We start from the raw sequence: 23,309 nt of genomic DNA, 5'->3' as shown, positions 1-23,309 counted from the left end.
GGCTTCGCCATGAGCAACGTGCTGATCCTCAAGACGAGCCGGGTGCTGCCGGACATGAAGGGCGAAATGCGCACCGCGACAATTTTCGGCGGCGCGGCGCTGCTTGGCGCCTGCGCGTCGTTTTTCGAGGCGATGCCCGCGCCGCCCACCGGCGCGCATCTGGGCGCCGCCGCTTTGCTGGTGCTGGGGCTCGGCTTCCTGCTGGCGTCGAACAATATGCTGGTTCAATACGGCGTGGCGCGGATTCCCGCCAACCGGGCGTCGATCATCATGCTGTTCGAGCTTGTGGTGACCGCGCTCTCCGCGTGGCTGTTCGCCGGCGAGACCCCCGGCCCGCGCGAGTGGGCGGGCGGCGCGTGCATCGTGCTGGCCTCGGCGCTGTCGAGCTGGGTGCACCGGACCCAGGCAAAGCCAGCGGGCGAAGCACCGGCACAGGCCGCTCCCGGCGACGATCGCGACCCGAGGCGACAGGATGGCCCGCGGGCGATGGTATGATTGCCCCTGCTTGCCGTCGCGCGCCTTGCCGGGCGTGCGCGGCGCCCGTATCGCGGGGCTCGCACGGGATCTTTCGCTGTAGCCGGAAACGGCTCGCGCGGCTCCTGCGGCCCACCTTCATTTTCCCTTTTCAATCAGCGATATCGCCGTGCGTCTGACCTCGATCAAACTCGCTGGCTTCAAGTCATTCGTCGATCCCACGCATTTCCAGGTTCCGGGCCAGCTTGTCGGCGTGGTCGGTCCCAATGGCTGCGGCAAATCCAACATCATCGACGCCGTGCGCTGGGTGCTCGGCGAATCGCGCGCCTCCGAGCTGCGCGGCGAGTCGATGCAGGACGTGATCTTCAACGGCTCCACCGCGCGCAAGCCAGGTAGCCGCGCCAGCGTCGAACTCGTGTTCGACAACGCCGACGGCCGGGCCGCCGGCCAGTGGGGCCAGTATGCCGAAATCGCCGTCAAGCGCGTGCTGACGCGCGACGGCACTTCGAGCTACTACATCAACAACCTGCCGGCGCGCCGCCGCGACATTCAGGACATCTTCCTCGGCACCGGTCTTGGGCCGCGCGCGTACGCCATCATCGGGCAGGGCATGATTGCGCGCCTGATCGAGGCGAAGCCCGAAGAGCTGCGCGTGTTCCTCGAAGAAGCCGCCGGCGTCTCGAAGTACAAGGAACGCCGCCGCGAGACCGAAAGCCGCTTGCACGACACACGCGAGAATCTGACGCGGGTCGAGGACATCGTCCGCGAGCTCACTACCAACCTGGAAAAGCTCGAAGGCCAGGCCGTCGTGGCGACGAAGTTCAAGGAGCTGCAGGCCGACGGTGAGATGAAGCAGCGCCTTCTGTGGCTGCTGCGCAAGAACGAAGCCGGCGGCGAGCAGGAACGCCAGAAACGCGCCATCGAACAGGCGCAGATCGACCTCGAAGCCCACACGGCGAAGCTGCGCGAAGTCGAAGCGCAGCTCGAAACGCTGCGCGTGGCGCATTACTCGGCAAGCGACGCCATGCAGGGCGCGCAAGGCGCGCTCTATGAGGCGAATGCCGAAGTCAGCCGCCTCGAAGCCGAGATCAAGTTCATCGTCGAATCGCGCAACCGCGTGCAGGCGCAGATCGCCGCACTGACGGCGCAGCGCGAGCAGTGGCAGTCGCAGGCGCAGAAGGCTCAGGGCGATCTCGAAGATGCTGAAGAGCAACTGGCGGTAGCGGAAGAAAAAGCCGCACTCGCTGAGGACGAAGCCGCTGCGAAGCACGACGCCATGCCCGCGCTCGAAGCCCGCTGGCGCGATGCGCAGACGCAGCTCAATGAAGAGCGCGGCGGCATTGCCCAGACCGAGCAGGCCCTCAAGCTCGAAGCCGCGCACCAGCGTAACGCCGACCAGCAACTGCAGCAGCTGCAGCAGCGCCTTGAGCGTCTGAAGTCGGAAGCAGGCGGGCTCGACGCACCCGATGAAGGCCAGCTCGAAGAACTGCGCATGCAGTTGGCCGAGCATGAAGAGATTTTGCACGACGCCCAGGCGCGTCTTGCCGATGCCCAGGAAACGCTGCCGCGTCTCGACGGCGAGCGGCGCGCCGCTCAGGAGCGCGTGCAGTCGGAAAGCGCGCAGATTCATCAGCTGGACGCCCGGCTTGCCGCGCTCAAGCAGTTGCAGGAAAACGTGCAGACGGAAGGCAAGATCCAGCCTTGGCTCGAGAAGCACGAGCTGAACGGCCTGCCGCGCCTGTGGAAGAAGCTGCATGTCGAAGCCGGTTGGGAAACCGCGCTTGAATCCGTGCTGCGCGAGCGCCTTGCCGCGCTTGAGGTGTCGAACCTCGATTGGGTCAAGGCCTTCGCGACAGACGCGCCGCCTGCCAAGCTCGCTTTCTATGCGCCGCCGGTGGCCGGTGCGCCGGTGGCGAGTCCCGCCGCGCTGCGGCCGCTACTGTCGCTGGTGCGTATCGACGACGCCGGTCTGCGCGCGGTATTGAACGACTGGCTGGGCCAGGCGTTCGTCGCCGACGATCTGGGTCAGGCGCTCTCGCAGCGCTCGCAATTGCCGGAGGGCGGCGCGTTTGTCGTCAAGGCGGGCCATGTCGTGACGCGCGTCGGCGTGCAGCTCTACGCTGCGGACTCCGAACAGGCCGGCATGCTGGCCCGTCAGCAGGAAATCGAAAACCTCACGCGCCAGGTGCGGGCCCAGGCGTTGCTCGCGGACGAAGCGAAATCGGCGGCGATTCGCGCCGAAGCCGCTCACACGCAAGCCGCGCAGAGCCTGACCGATGTGCGCCAGCAGGCGGAACGGGCCACCCAGCGCGTGCACGCGCTGCAGATGGACGTGCTCAAGCTCACGCAGGCGCACGAGCGCTACATGCAGCGCAGCACGCAGATTCGCGAAGAGCTCGAAGAGATTGCCGGGCAGATCGACGAGCAACGCACGTTGCGCGGCGAGTCGGAGGCGAACTTCGAGCGCCACGACGGTGAACTGGCCGAGTTGCAGGCGCGTTTCGAAGACAACCAGTTGGCCTTCGAAGCCCTCGACGAAGAACTGACTGCGGCGCGCGCGCAATCGCGCGATCTCGACCGGGCCGCCACCGATGCGCGCTTTGCCGCGCGCAACATGGCCAACCGGATCGACGAGCTGAAGCGCAGCATTCAGGTGGCGCACGAGCAGAGCGAGCGCGTGGCCGCATCGCTCGAAGATGCGCGCGCCGAGCTTGAAACCATCAACGAGCAGACCGCGCATACCGGCCTGCAAGGCGCGCTGGAGATTCGCGCGGTCAAGGAAGAGGCGCTGCATGCCGCGCGTCTCGAACTGGACGACCTCACCGCCAAGCTGCGTGCCGCGGACGAGACGCGTCTCACGGCAGAACGCGCGCTGCAGCCGCTGCGCGATCGCATCACCGAATTGCAGTTGAAGGAACAGGCGGCGCGCCTGAACGCCGAGCAGTTCATCGAGCAACTGGCGGCGGCCGGTGTCGACGAGGCCGAATTGCAGGCGAAGCTGACGCCGGATATGAAGCCGTCCTACCTGCAAGGCGAAGTCACGCGCGTGAACAACGCCATTTTGGCGCTGGGGCCGGTCAACATGGCGGCGCTTGACGAACTGAAGGCCGCTACCGAGCGCAAGAATTTCCTCGATGCGCAGTCGGCCGACCTGACGAGCGCCATCGAAACCCTGGAAGACGCGATCCATAAGATCGACCAGGAAACCCGCACGCTGCTGCAGGGCACCTTCGACGAGGTGAACCGCCATTTCGGCGAACTGTTCCCGCGTCTGTTCGGCGGCGGTCAGGCGAAGCTGATCATGACCGGCGACGAAATTCTCGATGCCGGCGTGCAGGTCATGGCGCAACCGCCGGGCAAGAAGAACTCGACGATTCACTTGCTGTCCGGCGGCGAGAAGGCGCTTACCGCCACCGCTCTCGTGTTCGCGATGTTCCAGTTGAATCCGGCGCCGTTCTGTCTGCTCGACGAAGTGGACGCGCCGCTCGACGACGCCAACACGGAGCGCTTTGCCAATCTCGTGCGTGCGATGTCGGACAAGACCCAGTTCCTGTTCATTTCGCACAACAAGATCGCGATGGAAATGGCTCAGCAACTGATCGGCGTGACGATGCAGGAGCAGGGCGTGTCGCGGATCGTCGCGGTCGACATGGAAACGGCCGCGGGTTTCGCCCAGAATATCGTTTGAGTTCGCACGGCGCGAGCCTGCGCTGCGCTGCGGCCTCGTTGCCGCGCGACGCAGGCTCAGGCGCCGCACAAACAGAAGAATTGCTGATGGAGCATGCATGGACGAGTTGACACTCGGTTTGATCGGCGCGGGTGCCGTGGTGGTCGGGGGTGTGGTGGTGTACAACGCATGGCAAGGCGCGAAGGTGCGACGCCGGATGCCGCGGCCGATGCCGGCCGATACTGCCGAGGCCTTCGCACGGGAAGATCACGAAGAACAAAGCCCGTTCATCGAACCGGCCCGGCCGACGGTGCGCCGCGAGCCCGCTGCGGACGACGCGGCCGATACCGAGTCGCGTGTCGAGCCCACCTTCGGCACGGCCGCGCCGCTCGATGTGCCTGCGGATATCCAGGCCGAGACGACCACGCCGAATGGTTTCCCCGAGGCTCATGGCGAGACGGCGGCTGCCGGTGCCGATGAACCGGTGGAGCCGATCATGCCCGCCGCGACGACGATTTCCTCGGCGCCGCCGGCAATCGTCGACCGGCGCATCGACTGCATCGTGCCGATTCGCCTCGCTGGCCCGCTCGCGGGCGACAAGGTGATTCCGCTCGCGCAACGGTTGCGCCGCGCGGGTAGCAAGCCGGTGCATATCGAAGGCAAGCCGGAGGGCGGCGGCGCGTGGGAGCTGCTGCAGAACGGCGTGCGCTACGAAGAGTTGCGTGCGGCGGCGCAACTGGCTAACCGTAACGGGCCGCTGAACGAACTGGAGTTCTCCGAGTTCGTCACCGGCGTGCAGCAGTTCGCGGATGCGATCGACGCCGCGCCTGAATTCCCGGACATGATGGAGACGGTGGCGATGGCGCGCGAGCTGGATGGCTTCGCCGCCCAGTGCGACGCGCAACTGTCGATCAATGTGCTGTCGGACGGCGCGCCGTGGTCGGCGAACTACGTGCAGGCGGTGGCGTCGCAGGACGGCCTGCTGCTTTCGCGCGACGGCACCCGGTTCGTCAAGCTCGACGCCCGGCAAAGCCCCGTGTTCATGCTGCAGTTCGGCGACACCAACTTCCTGCGCGACGACCTCACGTACAAGGGCGGCCAGATGATTACGCTGGTGCTCGACGTGCCGGTGGCCGACGAAGACATTCTGCCGTTCCGGCTGATGTGCGACTACGCGAAATCGTTGTCCGAGCGGATCGGCGGCCGGGTGGTCGACGACGGCCGTCGTCCGTTGCCGGATACGGCGCTGCTGGCGATTGAGAAGCAGTTGATGACGCTCTACGCCAAGCTCGAACAGGCGGGGATTCCGGCGGGGTCGCCGGCTACGCGGCGGTTGTTTAGCCAGTAGGCTGTTTGGGGACTTGGGCTTGGGCTTGGGCTTGCGTTTGCGTTTGCGTTTGCCCGCGCCTGTGCCTGTGTCCGCCCCCGTGCCGCTGCCATTGGCGGCGGGCGCGCGGCACACGGTAGCGACCGGCATCGCGAATTCCGGTCCCGGTGCGCCTTGGCAAATACGTTCGCTCAGTCGAACACTTTCCGGCAGCCGAACACCTTCCTGCAGTCAGACACCTTCCCTCAATCAATCTCCTTCGGCCACTGTGCGCCGCTGATCCACGCCTTCAGCGCGGCCACCACCGCTTCATCCTGCCCATAGAAACCGTGATGCCCCTTCGCCTCGCAGGGGTTGCCTTGAGCGCTTCCGCCGCTGACGGCGATCAGGTCGTGCCCGTCGTCCGCGATACGTTTCGCCGCACTGAACGAGCATAGGAAGCAGCCGTCGTCGACGTGATGCACGAAGAGTTGCCGTGCGTGGATCTCACCGTAGTTGAAGCCGATCAGCGGCAGCGCCTGGCCGCGTGCCGGACTGCTTAGCGTCGACGTATGGACCACCGCGTCCCAGGTATCGGGTAGCGCGCGGCCGACGAATGCCGAGGAAATGGTCCCGCGGCTAGTGCCGACGAGCACCAGCCTCGCCCCGGGAAAGCGCGTGCGCAGGTCCGCCGCGATGTGCGCGATATCGTCCGCGTGGCGCGGCGAAGCGCGGAACATGTCCGAGTAGCCGTTAGGCTGGTCGGACGGCGCGTCGACTAGCGCGGTCGCAAAGCGGTCGTCGGCGAGCAGCGTGCGGGCCCGCACGAGGAAGTTGTTCTTCAGGCGCATGCTGATCGCGCCGTCGCTTGCCTGGGCAAGTTGCAAATCCCCATCGCCACCGGCAAACATCACCAGGATCCACTCCGGGTGGCTGCCGTCCTTCTGCGTGAGCAGGTACGAGATCGTGGCGTTGTCGGCCACCGGCACGCTGACTACCTGTTCGAGTGCGCAGGCCGGGGCGGCGTACCAGACGAACAGGGTGACGAATACCGCCATGGCATGCGAGGCCAGCCGGCGAAGACAGCTTTGCTTGATGGCGACGAGGCCCGCCATGATTTCTCCCTGGGTAGATGCGGCCAGTACGGCACGTGGGACATGCGCCTACAGTCGCATTGCGCCGCACGAGTGTCAATGCGGCGGCACATACGTTAGCCGTTCGGCCAGGGCGCAGCCAAGGGTCTCTTGCGTAGAGCGCACGTGACCCCGAGGCGGCTAGCGGGTGGCTAGCGAGCGGCAACCACGCAAAGCGTGCGCCGATGTGGCGTCTGGGTGAGCCGGCGTACGAAAGTGGCTATCCGGCCAATGTCCACGGCGGGCGGTTCCTGAGATAATCAGAAGTCTGAATTTCACCGGCGAATCTTCCGACAGCATGACTCGAACCACCGTCCCCAACCCAGCAACGAGCAGCCCGGCCGAGCGTGCCGTGTGGTTGCGCGCGGAGCTTGAACGCGCCAACCATGCGTACTACGTCCTCGACCAGCCGGACTTGCCGGATGCAGAGTACGACAAGCTCTTCAAGGAGCTGCAACAGATCGAGACGGAGCATCCGGATCTGGTCACGCCGGACTCGCCCACCCAGCGTGTCGGCGGCGAGGCTGCGAGCGGTTTCGTGCCGGTCCTGCACGACCAGCCCATGCTCTCGCTGAACAACGGCTTCGCCGACGAAGACATCGCCGCGTTCGACAAACGCATTGCCGACGCGCTCGGCAAAACGCCGGTCAGCTATGCGTGCGAGCTCAAGTTCGACGGCCTGGCCATTTCCTTGCGCTATGTCGACGGCCGCCTGGTACAGGCCTCCACGCGCGGCGACGGCACCACCGGTGAAGACGTGACCGGGAACGTTCGCACAATCCGCTCCATTCCGCTGACGCTCAAAGGCAAGCGCGTGCCCAAGGTGCTCGACGTGCGCGGCGAAGTGTTGATGTTCAAGCGCGATTTCGAACGCCTGAACGAGCGGCAACGCGCCGCTGAGCTCAAGGAATTCGCGAACCCGCGTAACGCGGCGGCCGGCAGTTTGCGTCAGCTCGATTCCAGGATCACGGCCCAGCGCCCGCTGTCGTTTTTCGCTTATGGCATTGGCGTGCTCGACGGCGAGCCGATGCCGGCCACCCATAGCGCGCTGCTCGACTGGTATGGCGAACTGGGCTTGCCGGTCAACGGCGAGCGCTCGGTCGTGGAGGGCGCTGAAGGGCTGCTGGGATTCTTCCGCGCGGTGGGCGAGAAGCGCGATGCGCTGCCGTACGACATTGACGGCGTGGTCTACAAGGTCAATGCCCGTGAAGAGCAGGACGTCCTGGGCTTTGTGTCGCGCGCGCCGCGCTTCGCGCTGGCGCATAAATTCCCGGCTCAGGAAGCGTTGACGAAACTGCTGGCGATCGACGTGCAGGTAGGCCGCACGGGCGCGATTACGCCGGTGGCGCGGCTCGAGCCGGTGTTCGTCGGCGGCGCCACGGTGACGAATGCCACGCTGCACAACGAGGACGAAGTGCGCCGCAAGGACATCCGCATCGGCGACACCGTGATTGTGCGGCGCGCCGGCGACGTGATTCCGGAGGTGGTGAGCGCGCTGATGGATCGTCGGCCGGCGGACGCCGCCGAGTTCGTCATGCCTACGCAGTGCCCGGTATGCGGCTCGGCTATCGAGCGCCTGCCCGACGAGGCCATCGCCCGCTGCACCGGCGGCCTGTTTTGCCCGGCGCAACGCAAGCAGGCGCTGTGGCACTTTGCACAGCGCCGCGCGCTGGATATCGACGGGCTCGGCGAGAAGATCATCGACCAACTGGTCGAGCTGAACCTCGTGCGCACCCCGGCCGACCTGTTCAACCTCGGCTTCGCGACGCTCGCGGAACTCGACCGCTTCGGCGACAAATCCGCCCAGAACCTGCTCGACTCGCTCGAGAAGGCCAAGCACACTACACTTGCGCGGTTCCTTTACGCGCTTGGAATTCGTCAGGTGGGCGAATCGACGGCGAAGGATCTGGCCAAGTACTTCGGCTCGCTCGATCCGATCATGAACGCCACGGTCGAAGAACTGCTTGAAGTGAACGACGTGGGGCCGGTGGTCGCCGAGTCGATCCATCAGTTTTTCGCCGAAGAGCACAACCGCACGGTGATCGAGCAACTGCGCGCACCGGGCAAGGTGACCTGGCCTGAAGGTCCGCCCGCGCCGAAGGCGCCGCAGGGCGTGCTGGCCGGCAAGACGGTCGTGCTGACCGGTACCTTGCCGACACTGGCGCGGGAAGAGGCAAAGGAAATGCTCGAAGCGGCCGGCGCGAAGGTGGCCGGCTCCGTGTCGAAGAAAACCGATTATGTGGTGGCGGGTGCCGAGGCCGGTAGCAAACTTGCGAAAGCTGAGGAACTTGGCATCCCTGTGCTCGACGAAGATGGTATGCGTAAGCTCCTGGAGGGGCAGATAACATGATCCGCGAAATTCTCAAGATGGGCGATCCGCGCCTTTTGCGCATCGCCGCTCCCGTCGACCATTTCGACACGCCCGACCTGCATGCCCTTGTGAAGGACATGTTTGAAACCATGCACGACGCGAACGGCGCGGGCCTCGCCGCACCGCAAATCGGGGTCGATCTGCAGGTGGTGATTTTCGGCTTCGGGCACAACGAACGTTACCCGGACGCGCCGCCGGTGCCGGAAACGGTGCTGATCAATCCGACCATTACACCGGTGTCGCAGGACATGGAAGAGGGCTGGGAAGGCTGTCTTTCGGTGCCTGGGTTGCGCGGCGCCGTCAGCCGCTTTTCGATGATCCGCTATCACGGCTTCGATCAGTTCGGCAATCCGATCGACCGCGTCGCCGAGGGCTTCCACGCCCGCGTGGTGCAGCACGAGTGCGATCACCTGATCGGCAAGCTGTACCCGATGCGGATCAACGATTTCTCCAAGTTCGGCTTCACGGAAGTCCTGTTCCCGGATCTGGATCCGAACAGCGACGACTGAGCTGGTAGCGGCTAACGGTGGCCGCGTCGGCACCGGGGCGCCACAACAGGCTCCACAGAAAAAAAGCCCACGCATTAGCGTGGGCTTTTTTTCACATTCGCTGCGTTTTCTGCCGCGCAGCGCTCAAACGGCGCAGCAGCTACGCGTGACGATCAGAACGACTCGTCGTGCGCCAGATAACGCCACTGTCCGGGCGGCAATGCGCCAAGCGGCACGCTACCCATCCGCACGCGCTTCAGGCCGACCACTTCCAGACCGACCAGCTCGCACATGCGGCGAATCTGCCGCTTCTTGCCTTCACGCAGCACGAAGCGCAACTGTTCGCCGTTCTGCCAGCTCACCTTGGCCGGCTTGAGTGGCACATTGTCGAGTTCCAGTCCGTGACGCAGCAACTCCAGGCTTTCGGGCGGGAAGTTCTGATCGATTTCGGTGGTGATATCGCCATAGGTGACGCGCACCAGGTATTCCTTCTCGACTTCCGAATGTCCGCCGATCAGCCGCTTGGCAATCCGGCCGTCCTGGGTCAGCACCAGCAGCCCGGTGGAGTCGATGTCCAGCCGGCCCGCCGGAGCGAGCTGGCGCAGATGCGACACCGAGAAGCGGATGTCCGAGTTGTCGCCCTCCCAGCGGTTTTCCGGCGTGACGAGCGTGACGGCCGGCTGATAGCCGTCTTCAGCCTGACCCGACACGTAGCCAACCGGCTTGTGGATGAGGATCGTGACGAGCCGTGCCTGGATCGCCTGAGCGGCCGGGTCGATCTCGATACGCTGGTCCGGGCGGACCTTGGAGCCGAGCGTGTCGATCTTTTCACCGTCGACGCGCACCCAGCCGTTCTCGATCCACTCGTCGGCTTCGCGGCGCGAGCACAGACCGAGTTCAGACATCAGCTTGGACAGGCGCAGCGTTCCCGGCGCGTCGTCATGATCGCGGCGGTGCGCAGCGGCGGGACGCTCAGCGGAGTCATCGTCGTGCCCGGGGCGCGGCGCCTTGTCGAAGCGGGCCGGGCGTTCACGCTCGGCGAAGCGACTGCCGGGAGCGGGGCGGTCACTGCGCGCGCCCCGTTCAGCGCGCTCCGAGTGTCCGGTGCGCTCAGCACGCGGCGGACGGTCGCCAAATCCGCGCGGGGCAGGCGCCCGCGTGCCACGATCTTCGCGGGGCGCGCGTTCAGTGCGCTCGCCGTATGCCCGCTTGACTGGACTCGCGAACGAACGCTCGCCGCGCTCGGACGAACCGCGTTCGCCGAAGGCCGGGCGTTCGCCGCGCGCACCCGGCGGCCCACGGCGGGCGCCTTCGTCGCGCGAGGGCCGCTCGAAGCTGCGACGCTCGTCAGAACCGCTGCGGCCTGCGCCGAAGCGCGGACGCTCGGAAGCGCCACGTTCACGCAATTCTTCGCGTTCACGCCGTCCCGGGCGTTGTTCGCCGCGCGGACCGGCATTGAAGGCGCCAGTAGTGCGCGGTGCGCCGGGGCCGCGCGTATCGTCGGCGCTGCGGGGGCCGCGTGGTGCGCCAAAGGCCGGGCGGCGCGTGCCTTCGTCACGGGCAAAGCGGGCAGGGCGCTCGCCTTCAGCGCGGCGCGGTGCGCGGTCGCTACGATCACCCTCGAAACGGCGCGGTGCGCCGCCAGGGCCTTCACGGCGCGGCGGGCGCTCGGTCCGCTCGCCTTCGAAGCGGCGCGGCGGGCGTTCGCTGCTCTCGCCCTCGAAGCGACGTGGCGCACGCTCGGTGCGTTCACCCTCGAACTTACGCGGCGGGCGCTCGCTACGCTCACCCTCAAAGCGACGTGGAGCACGCTCAGTGCGCTCGCCTTCAAACTTACGTGGCGGGCGTTCGCTACGTTCACCGTCAAAGCGACGCGGAGCGCGTTCAGTGCGCTCACCTTCAAACCTACGCGGCGGACGTTCGCTACGTTCACCCTCAAAGCGGCGCGGAGCACGTTCGCTACGCTCGCCCTCAAATTTACGCGGCGCCCGCTCACCACGTTCACCTTCAAACCGTCGCGGCGCACCGGCCTCACCATCGCGGCGCGGCGGGCGGTCCGACGGCGCACGCCGGGGAGCCCCAGCACTGCCCGCATCGCGCTCGCGCGAAAACGCTCCCTCAGCACGCGGCGGCCGCGCGCCGCCCTGCGTGCGGCCGCCGCCACCCGCAAAACCCGCGGGCTTCGCCGGACGTTTGCCGGCCCCGCCCGGCGTAGCTTCGCGCGCACCGGCGGCCGGTGTGGCGGGCCGCGGCCCAACCGGGCGCGTCGGTTTACGCGCGGTTGTACTACCCGAGCGAACAGGGGCGCGTTCGGACGAAGCCGACCGCGGGTGCTTGGCTGTCAATTTGACTCGCATGAAATCTCACACTGCGATCGCGCGCAGCAGCTCTGTCTCGACCTGAATTTGCAGGCGGTTGTCCGAGAGTCCGCGTCCGTCCAGCAGGAATACGTCCTCTACGCGTTCGCCGAGCGTATTGATCCGCGCCGATTGGACGCCGACCTGGTGCTCGGCCAGCACGCGCGCGATCGAATAAAGAAGGCCCGGCCGGTCGTTCGCCGACACGGACAGGATGTAGTACTGACCACGGTCGTCGGCCCGAAGGTCGACGCGCGGCGTAACAGGGAAGGTTCGCGACAGGCGCGACAAACGCCCTTTCGACGGCTCCGGCAGCAGGGTGCCGTCCGCCGTGAGGCGTGCGGTCAGTTCCTGCTCGACCAGATTGGCGATGTCGCGATAATGCACGTCCTCCTCGGTGTGCTGGACGATAAAGTTATCCAGCGCGTAACCGTGGCGGGTCGTGCTCACACGGGCGTCGAGAACCGACAGCCCGTTCTTGTCGAAATACGCGCAAATGCCGGCAAAGAGGTCAGGGCGATCCTGCACGTAGACGAGTACCTGCAGGGCCTCGCCGACGGGCGACGGCCGCGCGCGTACGATCGGCGTGGGCGTTTCGACATGGCGGTACAGCACACGGGTTTGCCATGCGATATCCGCTGCGTCGTGACGCAGGAAGTAGCCGACGTCGAGCTTGTCCCATAGCGCCTGGTGCGCGTTTTCCGGCACGGTTTCCAGACGCAGCAGCGCGAGCGCCTCTTCCTGACGCGACTTCAGTTCCGAATGCGCGTCCGGGCGGGCGCCGCCGAGCACGGCGAGGGTGGCCCGGTAAAGGTCTTCGAGCAGCTTGCCTTTCCAGCCGTTCCAGACCTTCGGGCTGGTGCCGCGAATGTCGGCCACGGTCAGCAGGTACAGCGCGGTCAGGCGCCGTTCGTTGCCCACCAGTTCGGCAAACCGCTTGACGACCTCAGGGTCGCTCGTGTCCTGCTTCTGCGCGACCTGGCTCATGGTCAGATGGTGCTGGACCAGCCACACCGCCAGATCGCCGTCGCCGTTGTCCATGCCGTGTTCACGGCAGAAGCGGCGGGTGTCGGCCATGCCGAGCGTGGAATGGTCGCCGCCGCGGCCTTTGGCGATGTCGTGAAACAGCGCCGCCACATAGAGCACCCAGGGCCGCTCGAAGTTGGCGATCAACTGGCTGCAGAACGGGTATTCGTGCGCGTGCTCGGCCACCGCAAAGCGGCGCAGGTTGCGCAGCACCATCAGGATATGCTGGTCGACCGTGTACACGTGATACAGGTCGTGCTGCATCTGTCCGACAATCCGGCGGAAATTCAGCAGGTAGCGCCCCAGCACGCTGGTCTGGTTCATCAGCCGCAGCGCGTGGGTGATCCCGGCGGGCTGCTTGAGAATCTCCATGAACATGCGCCGGTTTTCCGGGTCGCGCCGCCAGTGCTGGTCCATCGCATCGCGCGCGTTGTAGATCGCCCGCAGCGTGCGCGCCGACAGGCCCTTCACGCCCGGCGTCTGCTCGTACAGCAGGAAGGCTTCGAGAATCGCGTTCGGCTCGCGTTCGAACACGTCGTCGCCGGCGATTTCCAGCATGCCCTGCTTCTCGACGAAACGATCCGACAGCACCCGCGTGATGCCGCTCGTGTTCGGAAACAGTTGCGCTTCAATGTTCTGGATCAGGATCGTCGCCAGCTGGGTGACCGCCTTGGCGGCCCAGTAATAGCGGCGCATGAGTTGCTCGCTGGCGCGCTTGGTGGCGGTCGGCTTGTAGCCGAAGCTTTCGGCCACGGCCGTCTGCATATCGAACACGAGGATGTCCTGGCGCCGTCCCGCGATCACGTGCAGCCGGGCGCGCAGCGCCTTCAGGAAGCCTTCGTTGCGCTCCAGTTCGCGGGCTTCGCGCTCGGTAATCAGGCCGCGCGCCTCCAGTTCCTCCCAACTGCTGCCGAAACCGGCCGCCTGGGTTACCCACAGGATCAGTTGCAGGTCGCGCAGACCGCCCGGGCTTTCCTTGATGTTCGGCTCGAGCGCGTAGGGCGTGTCCTGGAATTTGGCGTGGCGCTGGCGCATTTCCAGCACTTTTGCCTGGAAAAAGGCGCGCGGATCGAGCGCGTCGCGATAACGCTTCGAGAAGTCCTCGAACAGCGCGGTACTGCCGGTAATGCGGCGCGCCTCCAGCAGCGAGGTGCGCACGGTGATGTCGTTGGCGGCCTCTTCGAGGCATTGCGAGACCGAGCGCACGCTGCTGCCGAGTTCCAGCCCCAGATCCCACGCGAGACTGATGAAGCGCTCGATGCGCGCTTCCAGATGGGCGATCGGATGATCGGGCAGCAGCACCAGAATGTCGATGTCCGAATGCGGCGCCAGTTCGCCGCGCCCGTATCCGCCCACGGCCAGCAGGGCGAGGGAGGGTGGCAGGTCGCAGGCGTTCCACGCGCCGCGCAGCGCCTCGTCGGTGGTGCGCGCGAGCGCGCCCATCAACGATTCGACGATGGTTGCCAGCTTGAAGCGTTCCAGCAACTTGGCTTTGGCCACCTTGTAGTCCGCCTTGAGCGACGTGGCATCGGTAAGGGCGACGGCTGGAACACTGCTCATGGGCGCGCGCGGGTGGGGGCGAGCGGCGCTCAGGCCGCGGTGGCCGCGGCGAGCGGCGGCCGCGCCGGGGTGCCGGCGGAAACGGTCAACACGTCGTAACCGGTTTCGGTGACGAGGATCGTGTGCTCCCACTGCGCGGACAAGCTGCGGTCCTTGGTTTTTACCGTCCATTGATCCGGCATGGTGCGAATATCGCGGCGGCCGGCGTTGATCATCGGTTCGATCGTGAAGATCATGCCCGGCTGCAGTTCGAGGCCCGCGCCCGGACGGCCGTAGTGCAGGATCTGCGGGTCTTCGTGGAACACGGTGCCGATGCCATGGCCGCAATACTCGCGCACCACGCTGTAGCCCTGGGCCTCGGCATGACGCTGGATGGCGTGGCCGATGTCGCCCAGATGGGCGCCGGGGCGGACCTGGTCGATGCCGAGCCACATGCACTCATAGGTGGTCTGCACCAGCCGTTTAGCGAGGATCGAGCCTTCTCCGACGATGAACATGCGGCTCGTGTCGCCGAAATAGCCGTCCTTGATGACGGTGACGTCGATATTCAGGGCGTCGCCGTTCTTCAGCGTCTTGTCGCCCGGAATGCCGTGGCAGATCACGTCATTGACCGAAATGCAGGTGGCCTTCGGATACGGCGGATAGCCGGGCGGCTGGTAGTTCAGCGGCGCCGGGATCGTGCCCTGTTCCTTCAGCATGTATTCGTGGCACAGCCGGTCGAGCTCGCCGGTGGTGATGCCGGCGGTGACGAGGGGGGTGATGTAGTCGAGCACTTCGCTTGCCAGCCGGCAGGCGACGCGCATCTGCGCGATATCGTGTTCGTTTTTGAGCGTAATAGCCATGAGTCGGGCCTGAAAATGCGATTATTTGAAGATTATCGCACCATATTCCGGCTCTCGCAGGGTTTTGAGGGGGCGGTAGGCCGCTCGACCGCCGCGAGGTGCAACCCTGGCGTCGATTCGGGGCTACCGGGCAGGTTGAGTCTGCCGATAGTCACGTGCTATAATCTCTGGCTAAGTCGCTCTACGTTATTCCCGATCGTGAGAAATCCGGCGGAAAATTCGTGGGGCAGACTGGCCTGTAGCGGTAGTTTTTGATTTTGATACTTGCGCTACAGGACTGACTCGCAAGCCGGCAGCACCCAGGGTGTCCGTCGCGTCAGGTCTTCCCGAATATAGGCGAAGACGGCGCGGCCGATACGGCAGCCGGCTTAAGACCCAACCCTAGCGGAGATTTTCATGGCAGTTACCATGCGTCAAATGCTGGAAGCAGGTGTCCACTTCGGTCACCAAACGCGCTTCTGGAACCCGAAGATGGCCCCCTTCATTTTCGGTCATCGCAACAAGATTCACATCATCAACCTCGAAAAGACGCTGCCGATGTACAACGACGCACTGAAGTATGTGCGTCAGCTGGCAGCTAACCGCGGCACGATCCTGTTCGTCGGCACGAAGCGTCAATCGCGCGACACGATCGCCGACGAGGCACAACGCGCTGGCATGCCGTTCGTCAACGCACGCTGGCTCGGCGGCATGCTGACCAACTTCAAGACGCTGAAGGTTTCGATCAAGCGCCTGAAGGACATGGAAGCAGCGCTGGAAGCCGGTGAAACGGAACGCATGAGCAAGAAGGAAGCGCTCCTGTTCGAACGCGAAATCGCCAAGCTGCAAAAGTCGATTGGCGGCGTGAAGGACATGGGCGGCATTCCGGACGCAATTTTCGTGGTTGACGTCGGCTACCACAAGATTGCTGTGACCGAAGCGAACAAGCTCGGTATTCCGGTTATCGCTGTGGTCGACACGAACCACTCGCCGGAAGGCATCGACTACGTGATCCCGGGTAACGACGACGCCAGCAAGGCTGTCGCTCTGTACACGGCTGGCGTGGCTGACGCGATCCTCGAAGGCCGCGCCAATGCGGTCAACGAAGTGGTGCAGGCTGCACGTGGCGGTGACGGCGACGAGTTCGTCGAGGTCAACTCGGAAGCGTAAGGCTACCCTGTGTCCGGCAAAAAAGGGGGCTTTCTACAGGCCCCCTTTTTTTAAGTCACGACACCTGGTTAGAGTGCGAGAAAAATACGCACTGTGCGGAAACGAATTCTTGCCGCCGGCATCGAAGTGCGGGCGGCGTGTGAAAGACAGACTCTAGGAGCGAATGATGGCGGCAATTACCGCAAGCATGGTTGCAGAACTGCGCGCGAAGACCGACGCGCCGATGATGGAATGCAAGAAGGCGCTGACGGAAGCCGACGGCGACATGGCGCGTGCCGAAGAACTGCTGCGCGTGAAGCTCGGCAACAAGGCCAGCAAGGCCGCTTCGCGCGTCACGGCTGAAGGCGTGATCGCCTCGTTCATCGGCGGCAAGGTCGGCGCAATCGTCGAACTGAACTGCGAAACCGACTTCGTTTCGAAGAACGACGACTTCCTCGCTTTCTCGAAGCAGATCGCCGAGCTGGTCGCTACGCAAAACCCGGCTGACGTTGCGGCGCTCGCAGCCCTGCCGCTGGAAGGCTCGACGGTCGACGCAGTGCGCCTCGCGCTGGTCGGCAAGATCGGCGAAAACCTCTCGATCCGCCGTTTCGTGCGTTTCGAAACCGCCAACCAGCTGGCTGCGTACCTGCACGGCACGCGCATCGGCGTGCTGGTCGAGTACACCGGCGCGGACGAGCAGGTCGGCAAGGACGTCGCAATGCACATCGCGGCCATGAAGCCGGTCTCGCTGTCGTCGGACGACGTCCCGGCAGACCTGATCGCCAAGGAACGCAGCATCGCTGAGCAGAAGGCTGCCGAATCGGGCAAGCCGGCTGAAATCGTCGCCAAGATGGTCGACGGCAGCGTGCAGAAGTACCTGAAGGAAGTCTCGCTGCTGAACCAGACGTTCGTTAAGAACGACAAGCAGACGATCGAACAGATGCTCAAGGCCGCAGGCTCGAGCGTGCAGAAGTTCGCGCTGTTCGTGGTCGGCGAAGGCATCGAGAAGAAGCAGGACGACTTTGCCGCTGAAGTGGCGGCTCAAGTGGCTGCTGCAAAGCAACAATAAGCATTGCCCAGCTTCATCGCAGTACCGTTGGACCCGCGGCGGGGCAAGACCCTGCCGCGGCCGGCGGCGCCGCAAGGCTGCATGCGGGTTGACCCTCGCGATGCAGCCGCCTCTGGCGAACCGCGCTTCTGCTTCGCGGTCCGTCAATTTGGCGGTGCTTGCCCGAATCAGCATTTCACCCCTACAGTTAGCTCCTTGTTGTTGCCCTGTTCTGCGCGATCTGGATATCCCTATGCCCACTGCCTATAAACGCGTCCTGCTCAAACTCTCCGGCGAAGCTCTGATGGGCGACGATGCCTTCGGCATCAATCGCGCGACGATCGAAAGAATGGTGGCGGACGTGGCCGAGGTGGTGCGGCTCGGTACGCAGCTCGCCGTGGTGATCGGCGGCGGCAATATTTTCCGCGGTGTGGCGGGCGGCGCGGCCGGTATGGACCGCGCCACGGCCGATTACATGGGTATGCTGGCGACCATGATGAACGCGCTGGCCCTGCAGGACGCCATGCGCCACGCCGGGATCGAGGCACGCGTGCAGTCCGCGCTGCGTATGGACCAGGTGGTCGAGCCGTACATCCGCCCCCGGGCAATCCGCCAGCTTGAAGAAGGCAAGGTCGTGATTTTCGCGGCCGGCACCGGCAACCCGTTCTTCACGACCGACACCGCTGCGGCGCTGCGCGGTTCGGAAGTCGGCGCGGAAGTCGTGCTGAAGGCCACCAAGGTGGACGGCGTCTATTCGGCCGACCCCAAGAAAGACCCGACGGCAACGCGCTACACGACGATCAGCTTCGACGAGGCGATCGGCCGCAATCTGCAGGTGATGGACGCCACGGCGTTTGCGCTGTGCCGCGACCAGAAACTGCCGATCCGCGTGTTTTCGATTGTCAAGCCGGGTGCGCTAAAGCGCATTGTGCAAGGCGAGGACGAGGGTACGCTCGTCCACGTGTAAACTCTCGTTCACATAACGTGGGCTTTAACGCGGGCCCGGGCCGCTGCTACTCGCGCGCTGGCCGGCTCGCACCGTTTTGAAGGTTCGGAGGTTTAAAAATGTCTGTGGCTGATATCAGGAAGGGCGTCGAGCAGAAGATGCAGCGCTCGATCGACGCGTTCAAGAACGATCTGTCGAAGATCCGCACGGGCCGTGCGCACACGGGCCTGCTCGATCACATCCAGGTCGATTATTACGGCTCGCCGGTGCCGATCTCGCAGGTCGCGAACATGACCCTGATCGACGCGCGCACGATTGGCGTGCAGCCGTGGGAAAAGAAGATGGTGCCGGTCGTCGAAAAGGCGATTCGCGACTCCGATCTGGGCCTGAACCCGGCTACCCAAGGCGACGTGATCCGCGTGCCGATGCCCGCGCTGACCGAAGAGCGCCGCCGCGAGCTGACCAAGGTTGCCCGCAGCGAAGCCGAAACGGCCAAGATCGCGGTGCGCAACCTGCGCCGTGACGCCAACGAGCAACTGAAGAAGCTCGTCAAGGATAAGGAAATCTCCGAAGACGACGAGCGTCGTGCCGGTGACGATGTCCAGAAGCTGACGGACAAGTTCGTGGCCGAAATCGACAAGCTCGTGACGACCAAGGAAGCTGAGATCATGACGGTCTGAGGCCGTTAGGCTTCAGCATCTTCAGGTTTCTACTTCTTTTTTGCAGTTATTGTCCCGACGGCCATGACCTATACCAGCTCAACCGTTCGCGTGCCTGATGTCGCGGCGGTGCCGCGACATATCGCGATCATCATGGACGGCAACGGCCGTTGGGCAACGCAGCGCCGCCTGCCGCGCGTGGCAGGCCATACGCGCGGCGTCGACGCGGTGCGTGCCGCCGTCGAAGCGTGCGCGCGTTCCGGCGTCGAATACCTGACGCTGTTTGCCTTCAGCTCCGAAAACTGGCGCCGTCCGAGCGACGAAGTGTCGTTCCTGATGCGCCTGTTCGTGACCGCGCTCGAGCGCGAAATCGGCAAGCTGCACGCCAACGGCATCCGCCTGCGCGTGGTCGGCGACCTGACGATGTTCGACAAGCGCATCCAGGACCTGATCCGCCGCGCCGAAACCAAAACCGCCCGCAATACCCGTCTCACCCTGACCATCGCCGCCAACTACGGCGGGCGCTGGGACATCATGCAGGCTACCCGCAAGCTGGCCGAGCAATCGGCGCGGGCGGGCGAGGCCGTCGAGGTCAACGAGGAATCGTTTGCCGAGCACCTGGCCATGGCCTACGCACCGGAGCCGGACCTCTTTATCCGCACCGGCGGCGAGCAGCGCATCAGCAACTTCCTGCTGTGGCAGCTCGCGTACACCGAGTTCTACTTCACCGACACTTTCTGGCCGGACTTCGACGCGGACGCGCTGCGCCACGCCATCGATTCCTATGCGGAGCGCGAGCGCCGCTTCGGCCGCACCAGCGCTCAGCTCGAGCCGCAATCGCAAAACGTCGATTCGCTTCCATGCTAAAAACCCGTGTTATCACGGCGATCGTCCTGCTGGCGGTGTTCTTGCCGGTCACGCTGTTTGCGCCGGTGGGCGCATTCGGCGCGCTGATCGCGTTCGTGGTCGTCTTTGCCGCCTGGGAATGGGCGCGTCTGCTGAAAGTCGAGGGCGTCGGTCCCATTATCTACGCGCTGGTGGCGGCGCTCGCGCTGGTGGCGAGCACCAAGCTCGGCACCGGCACGCGACTGCCGCGCCCGCTGTTCCAGGCTGCCGCCGTGTTCTGGGTGCTGGCCGGCCCATACGTGCTGGTGCGCAAGCCGGCACTGGCGCAGGGCGCCTGGCGCCTGTTCCTGTTTCTGGCCGGCATTGTCGCGTTCGTCGCCTGCTGGCACGCGCTGGTTGCTGCCCGCATGGCTGGCGTGCCGTTTGTTCTGTCCCTGTTGCTAGTGGTCTGGCTCGCCGATATCGGCGCATACTTTGCGGGTAAGGCGTTCGGGCGGCACAAGCTGGCGCCCGCCATCAGTCCCGGTAAGACATGGGAAGGGGCGATCGGCGGCTGGCTGGCGGTGGTGGTGGTCGCCGGCGCGGCGATCGGGCTTCACGCCTTTGAACCGACCCTGTATTCTGCGCTGCTGGAGCGCCTGGGCGCCGTCCGGACGCTGGCTGCGCTGACCGTCCTGGTGGCCTTCAGCGTGGTCGGCGACCTGTTCGAGTCGATGTTAAAACGCCAGGCCGGCGTGAAGGATTCAAGCGGCCTGCTACCGGGACACGGTGGCGTCCTTGACCGCATCGACGCATTATTGCCGGTGCTGCCGCTCGCAATGCTGTTGCTCGGCTAGAGAAAGAGATATGCAAAAACGTCTGACACTGCTCGGTTCAACGGGCTCGATTGGAGACAGCACGCTCGACGTCGTCGCGCGTCATCCCGAGCGCTTTTCGGTCTACGCGCTGACCGCGCACCGTAACGGCGACAAGCTCGTCGAACAATGCCTGCGCTTTACGCCCGAAGTGGCCGTGGTCGGCGACGCCGACACCGCGGCGCAAGTCGCCGCGAGGCTGCGTGCGGCCGGCTGCAAGACCGAGGTGACGTATGGCCCGCAAGCGCTCGTCGAGGTCTCGAAGAGCGACGCTTGCGATACGGTGGTGGCCGCCATTGTCGGCGCCGCGGGTCTCGCGCCGAGTCTCGCCGCCGCCCGCGCCGGCAAGCGCATCCTGCTTGCCAACAAGGAAGCGCTGGTGATGTCCGGCGCGATCTTCATGGACGCGGTGCGCGATCACGGCGCGGTGCTGTTGCCCGTCGACAGCGAACACAACGCGATTTTCCAGTGCCTGCCGCGTGAAGCCGCGCAGCACGGCGGCGTCTCGAAGATCATTCTCACGGCCTCGGGCGGACCGTTCCGCACCCGCGAGCCCGCGAGCCTCGTCAATGTGACGCCGGACGAAGCCTGCAAGCACCCGAACTGGGTGATGGGCCGCAAGATTTCGGTCGACTCGGCGACCATGATGAACAAGGGCCTCGAAGTCATCGAGGCGCACTGGCTGTTCGCGCTGCCGGGCGAGCGCATCGAAGTGCTGATTCATCCGCAGAGCGTGATTCACTCGATGGTCTCGTACGCCGACGGCTCGGTGCTTGCACAGCTCGGCAATCCCGACATGCGCACGCCGATCGCGCACGCGCTGGCGTTCCCCGACCGGGTCGATTCCGGCGTGGCCCAGCTCGATCTGGTGCAGGTCGCGTCGCTGTCGTTCGAGCGGCCGGACTACGCGCGCTTCCCGTGTCTCGCGCTGGCCATGAAGGCCCTCGCGGAAGGCGGCATCGCCAGCGCCGCGTTGAACGCGGCCAACGAGATTGCAGTCGAAGCATTTCTGTCGCGCAAGATCGGCTTTATGGCCATCGCGCAGGTCGTCGACGCGGTGCTGAACGCGCTGCCCAACCGCAGCGCCCACGCGCTCGACGATGTGATCGAAGCAGACGCGGCCGCGCGCCGTGCGGCTGCCGATTTCATCCAGCGTCTGCCGCACGACGCCCTTCGCGCGGAACGTGCCGTCCAGTGAGGCGAATATGAACCTGCTGATCGAAGTGCTCGCCTTCGTCGTCGCGATAGGCGTGCTCGTGGTGGTCCACGAGTATGGCCACTACAGCGTCGCGCGCTGGTGCGGTGTCAAGGTGCTGCGCTTTTCGATCGGTTTCGGCAAGCCACTGGTTCAGTGGGTCAGCCCCAAGACGGGCACTGAATGGACGATTGCCGCGTTGCCGCTGGGCGGCTACGTGAAGATGCTCGACGAGCGCGAAGCGGGTGCGCCGATTCCCGCTGAGGCGCTGCCTTACGCGTTCAACCGTCAGCATGTCGCGAAGCGTTTTGCGATTGTCGCGGCCGGCCCGCTCGCCAACTTCATCCTTGCCATCGTGCTGTTCGCCGCCGTGTTCGCCACCGGTGTGAGCGAGCCGTCGGCCATCGTGGCCACGCCGGCGCCGAATACGCCGGCAGCGCTCGCGGGCTTCGACGGCGGCGAGACGGTCGTCGCCGTGCGCAATGCGGACGCGGCCGAGAGCGAGCCGGTGCGTTCGTGGTCCGACCTGCGCTGGAAGTTGCTCGGCGCCGCGTTCGATCACAGCCGCATCGTCCTGAGTGCGAAAGACAGCCACGGGGTTTCGGATTTCCAGCTCGATCTGCGCGACGTGTCCGAGAAGGACGTCGACGACGACTTCATGTCGCGTCTGGGCTTCGAGCCGGGCGGCGGCAAACTGATTGTGGCAGGCGTTCAGCCGGGCAGCGCCGCGCAACGCGCCGGCCTCGTCGCGGGCGACCGCCTCATCTCGATCGACGGCGCGCCCACCGATAACGCGACGGCCTTCATCGCCTATGTGAAGACGCATGCGGGCAAGAGCATCACGCTGAAGGTCGAGCGTGGCGACCAGGCCGACGAAGGGCAGCAGACGGGCAAGATCGAGGACATTCACGTCGTGCCGCAGATGCAGCATGACGACGCCAGCGGTCAGGATATCGGCCGCATCGGCGCGGAACTGGCGACCCAGGTGCCGTCCGTCACGGTGCGTTACGGCCCGCTCGAAAGCCTGCAACTGGGTGCGCGCAGGACGTGGGATCTCGCGGCTTACTCGGTGCGGATGTTTGGCCGGATGATTACGGGCGAGGCGTCGCTGAAAAATCTGTCGGGGCCGGTCACGATTGCCGACTACGCGGGTAAGAGTGCGAGGTTGGGTCCCTCAGCATTCCTGTCATTCCTGGCACTGGTCAGCATTAGCCTTGGCGTACTTAACCTGCTCCCGATTCCGGTATTGGACGGGGGGCATCTGTTATATTATTTGGTTGAAGCTGCAACCGGTAAGGCGGTTTCCGACCGCTGGCAGCTCGTTCTGCAGAGAGCTGGACTGGCCTGTATTGTCGCCCTCTCGGCGATTGCGCTTTTCAACGATCTGGCTCGCCTGATCCATTTCTGAA

The 23,309-nt window shown here is 65.1% G+C and carries 17 protein-coding genes; 13 read left to right on the top strand and 4 right to left on the bottom strand.

Going from position 1 to position 23,309, the window contains the following annotated elements:
* The 3 genes from FFS45_RS32345 to FFS45_RS32335 form a co-directional block, all read left to right on the top strand.
* The coding region (locus tag FFS45_RS32345; RefSeq protein ID WP_137958709.1) for a DMT family transporter at positions 1-495 on the top strand (495 nt) is incomplete at its 5' end.
* Positions 496-643: 148 nt separating this feature from the next.
* The gene (gene smc / locus FFS45_RS32340) at positions 644-4,162 is read left to right on the top strand and encodes a chromosome segregation protein SMC (RefSeq protein WP_137958708.1); all 3,519 of its coding nucleotides are present in this window, start codon (positions 644-646) and stop codon (positions 4,160-4,162) included.
* 97 nt (positions 4,163-4,259) lie between these two features.
* Complete coding sequence (locus FFS45_RS32335; protein ID WP_137958707.1) at positions 4,260-5,489, top strand: cell division protein ZipA C-terminal FtsZ-binding domain-containing protein; 1,230 nt, start codon at positions 4,260-4,262, stop codon at positions 5,487-5,489.
* Positions 5,490-5,713: 224 nt separating this feature from the next.
* On the opposite strand, the gene FFS45_RS32330 is transcribed toward FFS45_RS32335, so the two are convergent.
* Positions 5,714-6,562, bottom strand: coding sequence for a hypothetical protein (locus FFS45_RS32330; protein WP_212745784.1), 849 nt, complete (start codon positions 6,560-6,562; stop codon positions 5,714-5,716).
* Positions 6,563-6,878: 316 nt separating this feature from the next.
* On the opposite strand from FFS45_RS32330, the gene ligA reads away from it, so the two are divergent.
* On the top strand, positions 6,879-8,930 hold the full coding sequence (gene ligA, locus FFS45_RS32325; protein ID WP_137958706.1) for an NAD-dependent DNA ligase LigA: 2,052 nt from the start codon (positions 6,879-6,881) through the stop codon (positions 8,928-8,930).
* Positions 8,927-9,460: a peptide deformylase gene (gene def / locus FFS45_RS32320; protein ID WP_137958705.1), complete on the top strand. Its 534-nt coding sequence runs from the start codon at positions 8,927-8,929 to the stop codon at positions 9,458-9,460. The genes ligA and def overlap by 4 nt, the downstream gene beginning before the upstream one ends.
* Before the next feature lie 152 nt (positions 9,461-9,612).
* On the opposite strand, the gene FFS45_RS32315 is transcribed toward def, so the two are convergent.
* Genes FFS45_RS32315 through map form a run of 3 tightly spaced genes read right to left on the bottom strand, consistent with a single transcriptional unit; the run spans position 9,613 to position 15,224 of the window.
* The gene (locus FFS45_RS32315; RefSeq protein ID WP_137958704.1) at positions 9,613-11,796 is read right to left on the bottom strand and encodes a pseudouridine synthase; all 2,184 of its coding nucleotides are present in this window, start codon (positions 11,794-11,796) and stop codon (positions 9,613-9,615) included.
* Between the two features lie 6 nt (positions 11,797-11,802).
* Entirely contained in the window at positions 11,803-14,382 is a 2,580-nt protein-coding gene (locus FFS45_RS32310; RefSeq protein ID WP_137958703.1) for a [protein-PII] uridylyltransferase, read from the bottom strand.
* Between the two features lie 29 nt (positions 14,383-14,411).
* Positions 14,412-15,224 (bottom strand): type I methionyl aminopeptidase, encoded by an 813-nt coding sequence (gene map / locus FFS45_RS32305; protein WP_137958702.1) that lies wholly within the window; start codon positions 15,222-15,224, stop codon positions 14,412-14,414.
* A 396-nt stretch (positions 15,225-15,620) separates the two neighbouring features.
* On the opposite strand from map, the gene rpsB reads away from it, so the two are divergent.
* The 8 genes from rpsB (at position 15,621) to rseP (ending at position 23,308) form a co-directional block, all read left to right on the top strand.
* Positions 15,621-16,373, top strand: a complete 753-nt coding sequence (gene rpsB / locus FFS45_RS32300) for a 30S ribosomal protein S2 (RefSeq protein ID WP_137958701.1) — start codon at positions 15,621-15,623, stop codon at positions 16,371-16,373.
* A gap of 166 nt (positions 16,374-16,539) precedes the next feature.
* Complete coding sequence (tsf, locus tag FFS45_RS32295) at positions 16,540-17,421, top strand: translation elongation factor Ts (RefSeq protein ID WP_137958700.1); 882 nt, start codon at positions 16,540-16,542, stop codon at positions 17,419-17,421.
* A 232-nt stretch (positions 17,422-17,653) separates the two neighbouring features.
* A complete protein-coding gene (gene pyrH, locus FFS45_RS32290) occupies positions 17,654-18,367 on the top strand; it encodes a UMP kinase (protein ID WP_074264280.1) in 714 nt (237 codons plus the stop codon).
* Between the two features lie 98 nt (positions 18,368-18,465).
* On the top strand, positions 18,466-19,026 hold the full coding sequence (gene frr / locus FFS45_RS32285; RefSeq protein WP_137958699.1) for a ribosome recycling factor: 561 nt from the start codon (positions 18,466-18,468) through the stop codon (positions 19,024-19,026).
* Positions 19,027-19,089: 63 nt separating this feature from the next.
* Positions 19,090-19,872 carry a polyprenyl diphosphate synthase gene (gene uppS, locus FFS45_RS32280; protein WP_137958698.1) on the top strand — a complete coding sequence of 261 codons (783 nt, stop codon included), beginning with the start codon at positions 19,090-19,092 and terminating at the stop codon, positions 19,870-19,872.
* On the top strand, positions 19,866-20,687 hold the full coding sequence (locus tag FFS45_RS32275) for a phosphatidate cytidylyltransferase (protein ID WP_137958697.1): 822 nt from the start codon (positions 19,866-19,868) through the stop codon (positions 20,685-20,687). The genes uppS and FFS45_RS32275 overlap by 7 nt, the downstream gene beginning before the upstream one ends.
* Before the next feature lie 10 nt (positions 20,688-20,697).
* Positions 20,698-21,903 carry a 1-deoxy-D-xylulose-5-phosphate reductoisomerase gene (locus tag FFS45_RS32270; RefSeq protein WP_137958696.1) on the top strand — a complete coding sequence of 402 codons (1,206 nt, stop codon included), beginning with the start codon at positions 20,698-20,700 and terminating at the stop codon, positions 21,901-21,903.
* Positions 21,904-21,910: 7 nt separating this feature from the next.
* The gene (rseP, locus tag FFS45_RS32265; RefSeq protein WP_137958695.1) at positions 21,911-23,308 is read left to right on the top strand and encodes an RIP metalloprotease RseP; all 1,398 of its coding nucleotides are present in this window, start codon (positions 21,911-21,913) and stop codon (positions 23,306-23,308) included.
* Position 23,309 lies beyond the last annotated feature (1 nt).

The organism is Burkholderia sp. 4M9327F10 (genome assembly GCF_005503145.1).
Classification (GTDB): Bacteria; Pseudomonadota; Gammaproteobacteria; order Burkholderiales; family Burkholderiaceae; genus Paraburkholderia.
This window is presented reverse-complemented; position numbering and strand designations above follow the sequence as displayed.

Coding starts and splice junctions, on each gene's coding strand:
- FFS45_RS32335 (WP_137958707.1), top strand. CDS start 4,260: ATGGACGAGTTGACACTCGGTTTGATCGGCGCGGGTGCCGTGGTGGTC.
- pyrH (WP_074264280.1), top strand. CDS start 17,654: ATGCCCACTGCCTATAAACGCGTCCTGCTCAAACTCTCCGGCGAAGCT.
- FFS45_RS32275 (WP_137958697.1), top strand. CDS start 19,866: ATGCTAAAAACCCGTGTTATCACGGCGATCGTCCTGCTGGCGGTGTTC.
- tsf (WP_137958700.1), top strand. CDS start 16,540: ATGGCGGCAATTACCGCAAGCATGGTTGCAGAACTGCGCGCGAAGACC.
- FFS45_RS32310 (WP_137958703.1), bottom strand. CDS start 14,382: ATGAGCAGTGTTCCAGCCGTCGCCCTTACCGATGCCACGTCGCTCAAG.
- ligA (WP_137958706.1), top strand. CDS start 6,879: ATGACTCGAACCACCGTCCCCAACCCAGCAACGAGCAGCCCGGCCGAG.
- map (WP_137958702.1), bottom strand. CDS start 15,224: ATGGCTATTACGCTCAAAAACGAACACGATATCGCGCAGATGCGCGTC.
- rseP (WP_137958695.1), top strand. CDS start 21,911: ATGAACCTGCTGATCGAAGTGCTCGCCTTCGTCGTCGCGATAGGCGTG.
- FFS45_RS32330 (WP_212745784.1), bottom strand. CDS start 6,562: ATGGCGGGCCTCGTCGCCATCAAGCAAAGCTGTCTTCGCCGGCTGGCC.
- uppS (WP_137958698.1), top strand. CDS start 19,090: ATGACCTATACCAGCTCAACCGTTCGCGTGCCTGATGTCGCGGCGGTG.
- frr (WP_137958699.1), top strand. CDS start 18,466: ATGTCTGTGGCTGATATCAGGAAGGGCGTCGAGCAGAAGATGCAGCGC.
- def (WP_137958705.1), top strand. CDS start 8,927: ATGATCCGCGAAATTCTCAAGATGGGCGATCCGCGCCTTTTGCGCATC.
- FFS45_RS32315 (WP_137958704.1), bottom strand. CDS start 11,796: ATGCGAGTCAAATTGACAGCCAAGCACCCGCGGTCGGCTTCGTCCGAA.
- FFS45_RS32270 (WP_137958696.1), top strand. CDS start 20,698: ATGCAAAAACGTCTGACACTGCTCGGTTCAACGGGCTCGATTGGAGAC.
- rpsB (WP_137958701.1), top strand. CDS start 15,621: ATGGCAGTTACCATGCGTCAAATGCTGGAAGCAGGTGTCCACTTCGGT.